The sequence below is a fragment of the Microbacterium sp. Soil_N32 genome (assembly GCF_057655505.1).
The window spans coordinates 512,488-525,934 of the sequence record NZ_JBDGME010000019.1 but is presented as its reverse complement, the minus strand read 5'-3'; the positions used below and the strand labels follow the sequence as shown (position 1 = coordinate 525,934).

The following is a 13,447-nucleotide window of genomic DNA, read 5'->3' as shown; positions in this document are numbered from 1 at the left end:
GCGAAGGGCCCGGAAGCGCGTCCGGATGGAGGGCTGCCGGGCCCTTCGGCGGCGGTGACGGTCAGTCGTCGGCGTCGCGCGACTGCGCCGCGAGCGCGCGCTCGACATCGGCGAGGTTCTCGAGGACCAGTCGACGCAGCGCCGGCGCGGCGTCCTGGTTCTCGGCCAGCCATGCACGGGTCGCGTCGCGCAGGGCGACGTCGGCCAGGGCGGTCGGGAACAGCCCCGTCACGAGGTACTGCGCGATCTGGTAGGTGCGCGACTCCCAGACCGGGAGGAGCATGTCGAAGTACGCCGGCACGAACTCCCGCAGCGCCTCGACGCCCGCAGGATGCACGAAGCCGAGCGCGGCCGACCGGACGATCGTGTTCGGAGCGTCGTCGCGCTCGATGAGCGAGGACCACGCGGCCCTCTTCGAGGCCGCATCCGGCAGAGCGGCGCGCGCCTGGGCGGCGAACTCGCCGCCCTTCGCCGTGTTGTCGGCCGCGAGGGCGGCGTCGATGGCGGCGGCATCGGTCGCCCCGATCGTCGCGAGACCCACCAGCAGCTGCCAGTTCAGGTCGGCGTCGATCTCGAGTCCGGGCAGCGTCTCCTCACCCGAACGCAGGCGTCCGATGATGCCGGCGTGCTCCGGCGTCACCAGCGAGTTGGCGAAGGCGGTCACGAACTGCAGCTGGCTGTCGCTGCCCGACTCGGCCGACTCGGCGAGAGCCCAGAGGCCGTCGGCGACCTTGAGGCGAGCCGCATCGCGATCCGCCGGGGCGACGTAGAGGTTCACCGCGGTGCGGAGCTGCGCGAGCGTCGTGCGCACGGTGGTCGACTCGGTCTCGCGGCCGATGTTCCCGAGCACGAGATCGATGTAGTCGGATGCCGCGGTCTCGGCGTCGCGCGTCTGGTCCCACGCGGCTCCCCACACGAGCGAGCGCGCGAGCGGGTCGTGGATGTCGGCCAGATGCGCGATCGCCGTCGCGAGCGACCGCTCGTCGAGGCGGATCTTCGCATAGGCGAGGTCGTTGTCGTTCAGCAGCACCAGATCGGGCTGACGGCGTCCCTGCAGCTCCGGCACCTCGGTGCGGTCGCCGTCGACGTCGACCTCGACGTAGTGAGTGCGCGTGAGGGCGCCGTCGACCAGGTCGTAGAAGCCGATGCCGAGGCGGTGGGGGCGGATCGTCGGATAGTCGGCCGGGGCGGTCTGGGTCACGGCGAAGCGCGAGATGACTCCCGAGCCGTCCTCGGCGATGACCGGCTCCAGCGTGTTGACGCCGGCGGTCTCGAGCCACTTGCGCGACCATTCGGCGAGGTCGCGACCACTGGTCGCCTCGAGTTCGGTGAGCAGGTCGCTCAGCTCGGTGTTGCCCCACGCGTGCTTCTGGAAGTACTGCGAGACCCCGCCGAAGAATGCCTCGATACCCACCCAGGCGGCGAGCTGCTTGAGCACCGAACCGCCCTTGGCGTAGGTGATGCCGTCGAAGTTCACCTGCACGTCTTCGAGGTCGTTGATCTCGGCGACGATCGGGTGGGTCGAGGGCAGCTGGTCCTGCCGGTACGCCCAGGTCTTCTCCATGGCGTTGAACGTCGTCCACGCCTCGGTCCACTCGGTCGCCTCCGCGGTGGCGATGGTGGATGCCCACTCGGCGAACGACTCGTTCAGCCAGAGGTCGTTCCACCACTTCATGGTGACCAGGTCACCGAACCACATGTGCGCGAGCTCGTGGAGGATGGTGACGACGCGACGTTCCTTGACGGCATCCGTCACCTTGCTGCGGAAGACGTACGTCTCGGTGAAGGTGACGGCGCCAGCGTTCTCCATCGCACCCGCGTTGAACTCGGGCACGAAGAGCTGGTCGTACTTGGCGAACGGGTAGGGGACGCCGAACTTCTGCTCGAAGTAGGCGAAACCCTCACGCGTCTTGTCGAAGATGTAGTCGGCGTCGAGGTGCTGCCAGAGACTCTTCCGGCCGTACACGCCCAGGGGGATGACGCGTCCGGATGCGCTGGTCAGCTCACTGAACGTCGACTCGTACGGACCGGCGACGAGGGCCGTGATGTACGAGGAGATCCGCGGCGTCGGCTCGAAGCCCCAGGTCGCGGTCGCGCCGTCGTCGTGGACGATCGGTTCGGGGGTGGGCGAGTTCGAAACGACCTTCCACGATGCGGGGGCCGTGACGGTGAACTGGAACGTCGCCTTGAGGTCGGGCTGCTCGAACACGGCGAACACCCGGCGCGAATCCGGCACCTCGAACTGCGAGTAGAGGTAGACCTCGCCGTCGACCGGGTCGACGAAGCGGTGCAGACCCTCGCCCGTGTTCGTGTACAGGCAGTCGGCGTCGACCACGAGCACGTTCTCGGCCTGCAGTCCCGTCAGGGAGATGCGCGAGTCGGCGAAGACCTCGCTCGGGTCGAGCTGCTCGCCGTTGAGCGAGATCTCGCGCACGTCGCGTGCGATGAGGTCGATGAAGGTGAAGCTCTCAGGCGTCGCGGTGAAGCGCACCACGCTGCGGGAACCGAAGACCTCGGCGCCCTTCGTCAGGTCGAGCGCCACTTCGTAGGACTCGGTGCCGATGACGTCGCGTCGCTCCTGCGCTTCGGTACGGGTGAGATTCTCTCCAGGCACGGTGTGTAACTCCCAGGGGTGAGGGGCGTGGCCGGGGGGATGGCGCAGATGGCGCCGGCGGCAACCCTGACAGCCTACGCCAGCGCGCGACCCGAGGAGGTCCCGGAGGATGGAAGGATGGAGGGGTGAGCACGATCGAACCCGTCATCGTTCCGTTCGCCTCCGCCGCCGCCGCGGAGGGCCCCGCCTATGTCAGCACGCCCACGGCGTACGACGGCATCCTCCTCGCCGGCTTCGGCGGGCCGGAAGGTCAGGAGGACGTCATCCCGTTCCTGCGGAACGTCACCCGCGGCCGGGGGATCCCCGACGAGAGGCTCGAGGAGGTGGCGCACCACTACCGTCACTTCGGCGGCGTCAGCCCGATCAACGGGCAGAACCGCGCGCTCAAGGCGGCGCTCGAGTCCGAGCTGGCCGCCCGCGGTATCGACCTGCCGGTGTACTGGGGCAACCGCAACTGGACGCCCTACCTCGAGGAGGCGGTGCAGGAGGCCGCGGATGCGGGGGACACGACCCTGCTTGCCTTCGCCACCAGCGCCTACAGCTCGTTCTCGAGCTGCCGCCAATACCGCGAGGACTTCGCTCGCGTGCTGACAGACACGGGCCTCGGCGACCGGGTCACGATCGACAAGATCCGCCCGTTCTACGACCACCCGGGCTTCGTCGAGGCATTCGAGCGCGGCGTCCGCGAGGCGATCGAAGGCTTCCTGGCGCAGGGCGTCGGCGCGGCCGACATCCAGATCCTCTTCTCCACCCACAGCATCCCCACCGCGGATGCGCAGCGCTCCGGCGCCCGCGACATCGACTGGGGAGAGGGCGGCGCTTATGCGGCTCAGCACGAGGCCGTCGCGGCGTGGGTGATGGACCGGGTTCTGCAGGTGCTCCCGACCGCAGCCGGCGTCTCGTGGGAGCTCGTCTACCAGTCCCGGTCCGGCCCTCCCTCGCAGCCGTGGCTCGAGCCCGACGTGTGCGACGTCATCGGCGAACTGCCGGGGCGCGGGCGACGGGCCGTCGCCGTGGTGCCCCTCGGTTTCATGAGCGACCACATGGAGGTGCTCTGGGACCTCGACACCGAGGCGAAGGAGGCTGCCGAGGAAGCGGGCCTGCTGTTCGTGCGCACTCCCACGCCGGGCGTGTCGCCGACGTTCGTCGCCGGCATCGTCGACCTCATCCAGGAACGGCTCGACGGGCGTCCGCGCGACCAGCGCCAGCACCTCACCGAGCTGCCCGGAGGTTTCGACGTCTGCCGGCCCGGCTGCTGCGAGAACATCCGCGCCGGTTTCAAGCCGGCGGCCTCGGGCATCGCTCCCTGACCTCCCTTTCGCGAGGCTCTGTTCCGCTCTCTCCCTAGGATGGTTCGCATGCGCATCCACATCGCCACCGATCACGCCGGTCTGGACTTCTCGACGCGTCTGCAGGAGCACCTGCGCGCGGCCGGTCACGAGGTCGTCGACCACGGTCCGATCGAGTACGACGCGCTCGACGACTACCCGGCGTTCTGCATCCGTGCGGCGCAGGCCGTCGTGCATGACCAGGCTGCAGGAGTCGAGGCGGCGGGCATCGTCTTCGGAGGATCGGGCAACGGCGAGCAGATCGCCGCGAACAAGGTCGAAGGGGTCCGTGCGGCCCTGGTGTGGAACCTGTCGACGGCCGAACTGGCGCGCGAGCACAACGACGCCAACGTCATCTCGATCGGGGCGCGCCAGCACGAGTACGACGAGGTGACCGCGTTCATCGACCGGTTCCTCGCCACCCCGTTCTCGCACGAGGAGCGCCATGTGCGGCGGATCGCGCAGATCGCCGACTTCGAGCGCGACGGATCGCTGCTCCCGGACCCGCGGGCCTGAGATGCCCGAGGGCCACTCCGTCCACCGCATCGCGCGTCAGTTCGAGCGCAACTTCGTCGGCAAGACGCTTCGCGCATCCAGTCCGCAGGGGCGGTTCGCCGAAGGCGCGGCGGTGCTCGACGGGCGCGCGGCCGTGAGCGTGCAGGCGGTCGGCAAGCAGATGTTCCTCGAGACGGAGGGCGCGATCTGGTTGCGCGTGCATCTCGGTCTGTACGGCGCGTGGGACTTCGCCGGGGAGATCCTGGTCGACCCGACCATCGCGTCGGCGAACGGCCGGATGGGCCAGACGAACCAGCGCGGCACGGTGCTCGACGAGCCGATCCTCGACGATGCGGGGGAGAACTCGCTCGCCTCCATCGGTGCGCCGCGTCGTACCCGTGTGCATGTGCGGATGTCGGAGCAGACCAAGGGGCTCGACGAAGCGCCGGAGGAGTGGCCGCCCCCGGTGGTGGGCCAGGTGCGGCTGCGTCTGATGACCGACATCACGGCCGCCGATCTGCGCGGGCCGACGGCGTGCGTGCTCCAGACGCCCGAGGAGATGCTCGCGACGGTGGCGAAGCTCGGCCCGGATCCGCTGGTCGGCGACCCGGTCGAGAACGAGGAGCGTTTCGTTCGCGCGGTGCGGAAGAAATCCACGCCGATCGCGCTGCTGCTGATGGATCAGTCGGTGGTGAGCGGCATCGGCAACGTCTATCGTGCCGAGATGCTGTACCGGCAGCGGTTGAACCCGCACACGCCGGGGCGGGACGTGCCGGAGGACGTGGTGCGGGCGCTCTGGCACGACTGGGTGCGCCTGCTCGCGATCGGCGTCGAGACCGGTCAGATGATGACCATGGACGACCTGTCTCCCGAGCAGTACCGCGCTGCGATGGCCAGCCGCGACGACCGGCACTGGGTGTACCACCGTGCGGGGCTGCCGTGCCGCGTCTGCGGCACCGAGATCGCGCTCGAGGAGATCGGTGCGCGCAAGCTGTACTGGTGCCCGCGCTGCCAGGCGTGATGACGGGGTCGCGGTCGCCCCGGCCGTAGGCTGAGGGGATGCGTCAGAACCCCAGTTTCACGTTGGCGGACCAGGCCGAGATCCGTCGAGTCATCGATGCGAATCCGTGGGCGACGATCGTCAGCAGCACCGAGGACGGCCCCCTGGCGTCGCATTACGTCGTGCTGCTCGACGATGACGGAGACGGTCTCACGGTCGTGGGTCATGTCGGTCGCCCCGACGATGTGCTGCACGGACTCGGCGACCGCGAGCTCCTCGTGATCTTCCAGGGGCCGCACGGGTATGTCTCGCCGGGATGGTACGGCGATGTCCCCGCCGTCCCGACGTGGAACTACACCGCCGTGCACCTCTCCGGCGTGCCCGAGATCCTGACGCCGGAGGAGAACCTCGCGGTGCTCGATCGCCTCGTCGACCGCTTCGAGGGGGCGCTGCCCCACCCGCGCCGCATGTGGGAGCGTCCGAACGATCCGGCCTTCGTCGAGCGGCTCGCCGCGGGCACGGTCGGGTTCCGTCTGACGCCCACGCGTGTCGTCGCCAAACGGAAGTTGAGCCAGAACAAGCCCGCCGAGACGGTCGCCGCCGTCATCGCGGAGCTCCGCGCAGACGGCCCTTACGCCAACCCCGTGCTCGCTGATGAGATGCAGCGCGCGCAGGCGGCTCGTGGGGCGGCGACGGCGTGATCGATCACCGAGCTCCGATCTCCATGGTCCGCGCGGCGCGGATCGCAGGGCCGGGGCGGGAGTACCTGATCGACGACGAGCCGGTCGACATCCATCTCGCCGATGGGCGCATCGTCGACATCGCGCCCACGGGAGCGCTCCGAGCTGCGGGCGAGGTCTGGGACGCCGACGGCAGCTGGGTGATTCCGGGGCTGTGGGACAACCACGTGCACGCGGTGCAGTGGGCGCTTGCGGCGGAGCGCGTTTCACTCGGCGGTGCCGAGTCGGCGCAGGATGCGGCCTCGCGAATCGCCGCCGCGGCGCCGCTTCCCGACGGACGGCGGGTCGGGGCGGGATATCGCGACGCCTTCTGGCCGGATGCCCCGACGCTGGCTGCGCTCGACGCGACGACGGGCGCGACGCCCACGTACCTCATCAACGCCGATGTGCACAGCGTCTGGCTGAATTCCGCCGCTCTGGCGCGCGAGGGCTACCGCAGCGACGACGGCGTGCTCCGGGAGGAGGACGCGTTCGAGATCTCGCGCCGGCTGAACGCGGTGGACCCCGTTCACGGAGATCAGGCGGTGATCGCCGCGGGGGAGCGGGCCGCGCAACGCGGCGTGACCGGACTGGTCGATTTCGACATGGCGTGGAATGCGGATGCCTGGCCGCGACGCGTGGCCGCCGGGTTCGCGTCGCACCGCGTCGAGTTCGCGGTGTACCCGTTCGATCTCGAGCGGGCCATCAACGCCGGCCTGCGCACCGGCGACCTCCGAGAATCACCGGAGACGCCGGACGCCGCTCGCGGACTCATCCGGGTCGGGCCGCTGAAGGTCATCAGCGACGGCTCCCTCGGCACCCGTACGGCGGCGTGCAGCCACGCGTACCCCGACGACCCCGGCAACTTCGGTGTGCTGACTGTGCCGACGGACGAATTGATCGCGCTCCTCACCCGGGCCGCCGGCGCCGGCCTCGACGCCGCGGTGCATGCCATCGGCGACCGCGCCGCGACCTCGGCGCTGGACGCATTCGGCGTCACCGGGGCGTCGGGCACCATCGAGCACGCACAGCTTCTCCGGCACGCCGATCTCGCACGCTTCGCCCGGCTCGGCGTCGTCGCGAGCGTGCAGCCGCAGCACGCGCTGGACGACCGCGATCTCGCCGCGCGACTCTGGGCCCCGCAGGACGCTCTGGGCTATCCGCTGGCGTCCTTGCACGCCGCGGGCATCGAGGTGCGGTTCGGCTCGGATGCTCCGGTCGCGCCGCTCGACCCCTGGCAGGGCATCGCCGCCGCGGTCGCCCGCACCGACGACGAACGCGCGCCCTGGCATCCGGAGGAGCGTTTCACGATCGACCAGGCGTTGCGCGCGAGCACGCGCAGCGAGGTGCGTCCTGGCGCGGTCGCCGATCTGGTCGTCTGCGGGCGCGATCCGCGACGGGCGGACGGCGATGAGCTGCGCGGGATGCCGGTCGAGGCGACGATCCTGGCCGGGTGGCTCACGCACCGCGCCTGAGATGACGACGAAGAAGGGCCCCGGGGGTTTCCCCGAGGCCCTTCTTCATGTCAGCGTCGTTCAGGCGGCGATGTGCGACACGAGGAACCAGCGGTCCTTCTCGAGTCCGCGCATGATCTCGATCGCGACGTCCTGGCTGGTGAGATCGACCTCGTCGAGGCCGTCGATGGCCGCCTTGGTGTCGGCGACGATCGCGTCGATGTCGGCGATCACGGCGCGCACCAGCTCGTCGGACTGCGTGAAGCCCGCCGGAACGCCGGTGTTGCCCGCCTTGGCGGCCACCGCGGACACGCGGGCGTCGATCGGCAGGCCGAGGGCCACGATGCGCTCCGCAGCGGTGTCGGCGAAGTCGCCCGCGTGCTCCACGATCGTGTCGAGGAGCTCGTGGACGCCGACGAAGTTCGCGCCGCGCACGTGCCAGTGGGCCTGCTTGCCGTTGATCGTGAGGGCCTGCAGTCCGAGGACGACGGGCGAGAGGAACTGTGCGGCTGCCGCTGCCACGGTCGGGTCGCTGGCGGTGGTGGTGATGTTCTGAACCTTGCTCATCTTCTGCTCCTCCGAGATGCTCGTGCGTGCCTGGTGAAGACAACGCTACTCAGCCCGGAACATTCCGCAAGCAAGCTGAGGCAACGCTTACCGGGCCGTTCTGCCGCGTGATTCCGGGGTTCTGAGGGTAGTCTCACCTTATGAACATCGCTGCCGGAGCATCCGTCCTCGCCCTTCCGGACCGTACCCCGCGCGTCGACGACAACGCTTTCGTCGCCGATGGAGCCCGCATCGTCGGCGACGTGACGATCGAGGCGGGAGCGAGCGTCTGGTACAACGCGGTTCTGCGCGCGGACTCGGCGCGCATCGTCGTGGGAGCGCAGAGCAACGTGCAGGACAACGTGTCGGTGCACGTCGACGAGTCCCACCCTGCCGTGATCGGGCGACGGGTCTCGATCGGTCACAACGCCGTGGTGCACGGATGCACGATCGGGGACGACTCGCTGATCGGCATGGGCGCGGTGATCCTGAGCGGCGCCGTCATCGGCGAGGGATGCCTGATCGCCGGCGGAGCGGTGGTGCTGGGCGATTCCGAGATCCCTGCGGGGTCGCTCGTCGCGGGCGTCCCGGCGAAGGTCCGTCGGCCCCTCACCCCGGAGGAGCGCGACGGACTCATCGCCAACGCGGAGATCTACCTGGGGCATCAGCGCACGCACGCCGACGCGACTCCGGCGTGATCGGCAGCACCGCTAGGCTGGGTGCACACGGGGCGGTGGCCAAGCTGGTCAAGGCAGCGGGCTCATAACCCGACGATCGTGGGTTCAAGTCCCACCCGCCCTACTCATCGCACACCCTCGGCGTGGGGCTGACGCGTCGTGCGGGACCGGGATAGCGTTCGATGGTGACCGTCGAGCACGATCTGGCCGCCGCCGCGCGGGAGCTCTACGCCCAACCGCTCCGCAGCTTCGTGAGCGCGCGGGATGAGCGAGCGCGCGCGGCGGAGGACCGTTCGCTCGGTGCCGCGATCCGCGCGCTGCGCAAGCCGTCGATCGCCGCGCACGTCGTGAACGTCTTCGCTCAGGAACGCGCCGCGGCGCTGGCCGAGGCTCTCGAATTGGCGCAGGAACTGCGCGAGGCGCAAGCCGAGTTGGACGCTGCCGCCCTGGCGGACCTGGGACGCCAGCGTCGCGCCCTGACGCGTCGTCTCGCCGAGCAGGCGGCGGAGCTGGCACGGGAGCGCGGCGAGAAGGTGACCGCCGGCACGCTGGACGCGGTGCAGCAGACCATCAGCGCGGCGTTCTTCGACGCTCAGGCGGCCCGCGCCGTGGCCTCGGGTCGGCTGGTGCGCGAGTTGGAGCCCGCGACGGGCTTCGGGGTCGATCTCGACGATGCGGTCGGTGGGGGTGCCGTCGACGACGGGGAGCCCCCTTCGGCTCCGGTCGACGAGCTCGCGCAGCGACGCAAGCGCCGTGAGGCCGAGCGGCGGGTGCAGCAGGCCGAACACGCGCGAGCCGCGGCTCAGCGCGAACAGCGGCAGGCGACGGCCGAGGCAGAGGAAGCGCGTCGCAGGATCGACGAACGCGCCGAGGACGTGGCCGAGGCCGAGCGTCGGCTCGCGCACGCGCGGCAGGAACTCTCGCGCGCCGAGCGCGCCGCCGCAGAGGAGCACGACCGGGCTGTGCGCGCGGCGGAGCGCGCCGCGGAGGCGGAGACGGCGTGGGAGAAGGCGAAGTCGGCTCTGGACCGCGAGTGACGCGGGTTCTCCGACCGGGGACGGGCTCCGGTCCATGCGGGCGAATCGAGTCTGATATCGGTATTCCGGTGGCGCGCGGATCGTCTCGTCCCCTAGATTAAGATCGCTGCGGATCCGCAGACGCCGCCCGAACGGCGCCCCTACCCTCAAGGAATCTCGTGACCCGTACGCGCCTCGCCGCGGCCGCGCTCAGCGCTGCCGTCGTCGGCCTCACCCTCTCCCTCGCTCCGGCCGTCTCGATCGCCGCCCCCGACACCGGCGTGCGTCCCGCCACGCCCACCGTCGAGTGGGCCGACTCCGGGGCGGACTTCGCCACGATTCCGCAGACCGATGGTCCGAGCATCGAGGTGCCGCGAGGGTGGTCCTGGGCGGCATTCGGCGTCGCCGAGGGCACCACGTTGGACGACGTGGTCGACTTCAGCGCCGCCGGTGTCGCGAACAACGGCACGAGTCCGCAGGTCGTACTGCTGCACGGACTCGACGAGTCCATCGCGCCCGCCGCCCTTCCCGCGCTCGTCGACGACGCGGTCGTCGAGACCGGAGAGGGCACCGCCTTCGGCCTCGTCATCTCGCGGTCCGATGACCTCGGGCAGGAGGCCGTGCCGGTGGGTGCCATCGGCGGCGTGCAGGGCTCCGCAACCCTGTGGGAGGGTCCGGAGGGCGAGCCCGTCGACACGACCACGCTCGCGCAGGAGATGACCGACCGCGGCTACGTCGTCGTCGGCTACCTCCTCATCCTGGGTGACCGCCCGTTGCCCGCGGAGCCCACCGAGCCCGAGGCGCCCGTCGACCCGCAGGATCCGCCGGTGCTCCTCCTCTCGGAACTCGCCGAGGTGTCGGCCCTCGCCGACGAAGAAGCTCCTTCCTCCGCGGTCGCAGCCGCCGCGGCACCGGTCGAGGGAGCGGCGAGCGTGCGATTCGCCGACCTCACCACGTACTTCACGCCCCAGCCCTCCGCGGTCCTGACGCTGGCCACGACGTCGGTGACGGCTGCTCAGGCCACCACCGTGGGTATCCCGTTCTCGGCGAGTGGGTTCGCCCCTGGCGAGACCGTGACCGTCGGACTCAGCGCCGGCCAGTCCGGCAACGAGGTTCCGGACGTGAGCTTTGTGGCCGACGCTGCAGGAGCCGTCTCCGGAACGGTCGTGCTCCCCGCCGACCTCGCCACGGTCGGTTCGTTCTCTCTCGTCCTGATCGGGTCGTCCTCCGGCCAGGCGGCTCTCGCGGCGTTCGAGATCACCTCGGGTGCGGCTCCGGTCGCGGTGCCCGTACCGGCGCCGGCGACCTTCGCCGGCTGAGGTCGTGCCGGGCCTCCTCTCGGGTCGGCGGCGGTCGATCGTCCTGATCGTCATCGTGGCGGTCGGCGCACTCCTTGCGGCGACGCTCCTGCTGCTGCGCCCGGCCGACAGCCCTGAAGCCGGGGAGCCGGTCGCCACTGCGACCGGCTCCCCGGCGCCCGCCGACGGAACGGCGACGACCCCGCCTCCGGCTGCGGAGGCACCCGCGGAGGTCTTCGCCCCCGCGGAATCGACGGTCGCCGCGGTGATCGGCGACACCGTCACCGTGAGCGAACGCCCGGGCGGAGCGGCGACGCAGACGTTGACCAACCCGCAGGAGTCGGGCGCGCCCCTCGTGTTCCGAGTCGAGCAGATCGAGGGGGAGTGGCTGCGGGTGCTGCTCACGCAACGACCCAACGGCAGCACGGGCTGGATCCCGGCCGCAGCGGTGCGCCTCTCGACCACGCCCTACGCCCTGGTCGTCACGACGAGTACGAACACGTTGGACCTGTACGAGGGCGGGGTCAAGACCGAGAGCTTCCCGGTCGCCACTGGCACCGGAGGCACGCCGACCCCGGTCGGCCGCTTCGCGCTGACCGAGCTGCTCGCGCCGACCAACAGCGGCTACGGCCCCTTCGCCTACGGCGTCAGCGCGTTCTCCGAGGCGCTCACCTCGTTCGGAGGAGGGCCGGGCCAAATCGGGCTGCACGGCACCGATGACGAGGGCAGTATCGGATCGGACGCCTCCCACGGGTGCATCCGCATGCGGAACGACGACATCGTCGAGCTCGCGGGCATCCTGCCGCTGGGGACGCCGATCCAGGTGCGCTGAGACCGGCGGAGGCGGGTTCGTCCCCGCCGGGCGGCGATCATCGCGGCCCGAGCGTCACTCGGTGATCGCGCTCTCCGGGAGGGCGAGGTGCTCTTCGACGAGGGTGATGCCGCCGCTCGAGTTCGCGGAGTGCGCCAGGTTCTCGATCCACTCGCGGCTCAGCTGCGGCGTCTCGGGCGAGGCGAAGACGAAGCGCAGCGGAATCGACGGGTGCAGCCAGATGGTCGAGCGCCCGGTGGGCTCCCCGTCGGGGTGCCGCCACGACAGCGTGAAGCTCTCGTTGCGCCGCAACTTGGTGGCGATGACGATCTTGAGATGCGCGAGTGCACGGTCCTCGATCTGGATCGGTTCCGCGTTATCGCCGTAGAAGAGACTGCCCACACTCGGACTCTATTCGGCGAAGGGGTGGATACCCGGCAGGCGCCCGCGACGCGCCGCACAGGCGAACAGGGCGTGCGTCCGGTGTCATCGGGTGGTCCGCGTCATCGCATCGACCGGTTGGCGGTGGCGGAGGGGTTGACCCCGTACTCCGCGCGATACGCCGCGGCGAAGCGCGAGGGGTGGCTGAATCCCCAGCGACGCGCGATCGCGGCGACGGAGGAGCCGTCGCCGCGGCGGAGATCGCGGTGCGCGCCCGCGAGGCGGGCTCGGCGCAGGTGCTCGGCCGGAGTGGAGTCGAGAGCGCGACGGAACGCGTACTGGAGTCCCCGGGTGGAGATGTACGCCGCCGCGGCCACATCGTCGACCGTGATGGGTCGGTGCGCGTTCTCGTCGATGAAGGCGAGCGCCCGGCGCACCGACGACGGTGCCGCACCACGCTGGGTGGGGCGTGACAGGGAGTCCTCGATGGTCGACGGAAAGGTGGCGAGCGTCACCGCGAGCGCGTGCCGCTCGAGCTCGGCGATGAGCACTTCTTCATCGGCCGCATCGAGAAGACTCGCGGCGAGGTAGCGGAATGTGTTCTCCCAGCGGCGCCCGGCGGCGGCGGAGTGCGGGGACAGCCCGTCCGATCGCAGGCTCAGCCGATCGTCGCCGGTGATCTGCCGGGCGCGAGCCTGCGCCGCCGCGCGGTCGATGACCAGGGCACGCACCTCGGCCTCCTCTCGCCACCGGGCCTGCACCCGCGCGCCGTCGGTCAGCCAGGGCTGCGAGGGGTCGAGGGGCTCCCGCCCGCTTCCGAGTTCGAGGTCGGCGGCGTCGACGCGGCACACCAGCAACTGGTTGTCGGGCTGGGCGACCGACTGCACGTCGGCGGCGAGCGTGTAACGCACGACGGTGACGCTGCCGGCCTCGGCCGACGACCACTCGAAGCGAAAGCGCTTCGGGTTGACGCGCTGGAGAGACGCGGAGGGCACGAACTGCTTCCAGGTCTCCTCGACGCGCTCGACGTCATGTGATGTGAATTGCACCGTTTGCTCCCGAATCCGACGGGTCCGGATACCGTCGCTCCAGGGATCGTACCTGACGG

The 13,447-nt window shown here is 70.5% G+C and carries 13 protein-coding genes and 1 tRNA gene; 10 read left to right on the top strand and 4 right to left on the bottom strand.

Annotation, left to right across the window (positions count from 1 at the left end; genetic code table 11):
* Positions 1 to 61: 61 nt before the first annotated feature.
* Complete coding sequence (gene pepN, locus AC3A3J_RS10660) at positions 62 to 2,614, bottom strand: aminopeptidase N (protein ID WP_487672245.1); 2,553 nt, start codon at positions 2,612 to 2,614, stop codon at positions 62 to 64.
* Positions 2,615 to 2,739: 125 nt separating this feature from the next.
* Between pepN and AC3A3J_RS10655 the strand changes: the two genes are divergently transcribed.
* Genes AC3A3J_RS10655 through AC3A3J_RS10635 form a run of 5 tightly spaced genes read left to right on the top strand, consistent with a single transcriptional unit; the run spans position 2,740 to position 7,631 of the window.
* Positions 2,740 to 3,924 (top strand): ferrochelatase, encoded by a 1,185-nt coding sequence (locus AC3A3J_RS10655; RefSeq protein ID WP_487672244.1) that lies wholly within the window; start codon positions 2,740 to 2,742, stop codon positions 3,922 to 3,924.
* A 48-nt stretch (positions 3,925 to 3,972) separates the two neighbouring features.
* On the top strand, positions 3,973 to 4,458 hold the full coding sequence (locus AC3A3J_RS10650; RefSeq protein ID WP_487672243.1) for a ribose-5-phosphate isomerase: 486 nt from the start codon (positions 3,973 to 3,975) through the stop codon (positions 4,456 to 4,458).
* Position 4,459: 1 nt separating this feature from the next.
* Positions 4,460 to 5,458, top strand: a complete 999-nt coding sequence (locus AC3A3J_RS10645; RefSeq protein ID WP_487672242.1) for an Fpg/Nei family DNA glycosylase — start codon at positions 4,460 to 4,462, stop codon at positions 5,456 to 5,458.
* Positions 5,459 to 5,496: 38 nt separating this feature from the next.
* Positions 5,497 to 6,138 (top strand): FMN-binding negative transcriptional regulator, encoded by a 642-nt coding sequence (locus tag AC3A3J_RS10640; protein WP_487672241.1) that lies wholly within the window; start codon positions 5,497 to 5,499, stop codon positions 6,136 to 6,138.
* 23 nt (positions 6,139 to 6,161) lie between these two features.
* Positions 6,162 to 7,631 carry an amidohydrolase gene (locus tag AC3A3J_RS10635; protein ID WP_487673101.1) on the top strand — a complete coding sequence of 490 codons (1,470 nt, stop codon included), beginning with the start codon at positions 6,162 to 6,164 and terminating at the stop codon, positions 7,629 to 7,631.
* Between the two features lie 60 nt (positions 7,632 to 7,691).
* On the opposite strand, the gene AC3A3J_RS10630 is transcribed toward AC3A3J_RS10635, so the two are convergent.
* The gene (locus AC3A3J_RS10630; RefSeq protein ID WP_487672240.1) at positions 7,692 to 8,177 is read right to left on the bottom strand and encodes a Dps family protein; all 486 of its coding nucleotides are present in this window, start codon (positions 8,175 to 8,177) and stop codon (positions 7,692 to 7,694) included.
* 140 nt (positions 8,178 to 8,317) lie between these two features.
* On the opposite strand from AC3A3J_RS10630, the gene AC3A3J_RS10625 reads away from it, so the two are divergent.
* The 5 genes from AC3A3J_RS10625 (at position 8,318) to AC3A3J_RS10605 (ending at position 11,979) form a co-directional block, all read left to right on the top strand.
* Positions 8,318 to 8,854: a gamma carbonic anhydrase family protein gene (locus tag AC3A3J_RS10625; RefSeq protein ID WP_487672239.1), complete on the top strand. Its 537-nt coding sequence runs from the start codon at positions 8,318 to 8,320 to the stop codon at positions 8,852 to 8,854.
* A gap of 29 nt (positions 8,855 to 8,883) precedes the next feature.
* Positions 8,884 to 8,957, top strand: a tRNA-Ile gene (locus AC3A3J_RS10620).
* Between the two features lie 61 nt (positions 8,958 to 9,018).
* A complete protein-coding gene (locus AC3A3J_RS10615) occupies positions 9,019 to 9,870 on the top strand; it encodes a transposase (RefSeq protein WP_487672238.1) in 852 nt (283 codons plus the stop codon).
* Positions 9,871 to 10,028: 158 nt separating this feature from the next.
* Positions 10,029 to 11,168, top strand: coding sequence for a hypothetical protein (locus AC3A3J_RS10610; protein ID WP_487672237.1), 1,140 nt, complete (start codon positions 10,029 to 10,031; stop codon positions 11,166 to 11,168).
* 4 nt (positions 11,169 to 11,172) lie between these two features.
* A complete protein-coding gene (locus AC3A3J_RS10605; RefSeq protein WP_487672236.1) occupies positions 11,173 to 11,979 on the top strand; it encodes a L,D-transpeptidase in 807 nt (268 codons plus the stop codon).
* A 54-nt stretch (positions 11,980 to 12,033) separates the two neighbouring features.
* On the opposite strand, the gene AC3A3J_RS10600 is transcribed toward AC3A3J_RS10605, so the two are convergent.
* Together AC3A3J_RS10600 and AC3A3J_RS10595 are read right to left on the bottom strand one after the other, a co-directional pair.
* A complete protein-coding gene (locus AC3A3J_RS10600) occupies positions 12,034 to 12,360 on the bottom strand; it encodes a DUF7882 family protein (protein WP_487672235.1) in 327 nt (108 codons plus the stop codon).
* Between the two features lie 101 nt (positions 12,361 to 12,461).
* Positions 12,462 to 13,388 carry an AraC family transcriptional regulator gene (locus tag AC3A3J_RS10595; RefSeq protein ID WP_487672234.1) on the bottom strand — a complete coding sequence of 309 codons (927 nt, stop codon included), beginning with the start codon at positions 13,386 to 13,388 and terminating at the stop codon, positions 12,462 to 12,464.
* Between the last annotated feature and the right edge of the window lie 59 nt (positions 13,389 to 13,447).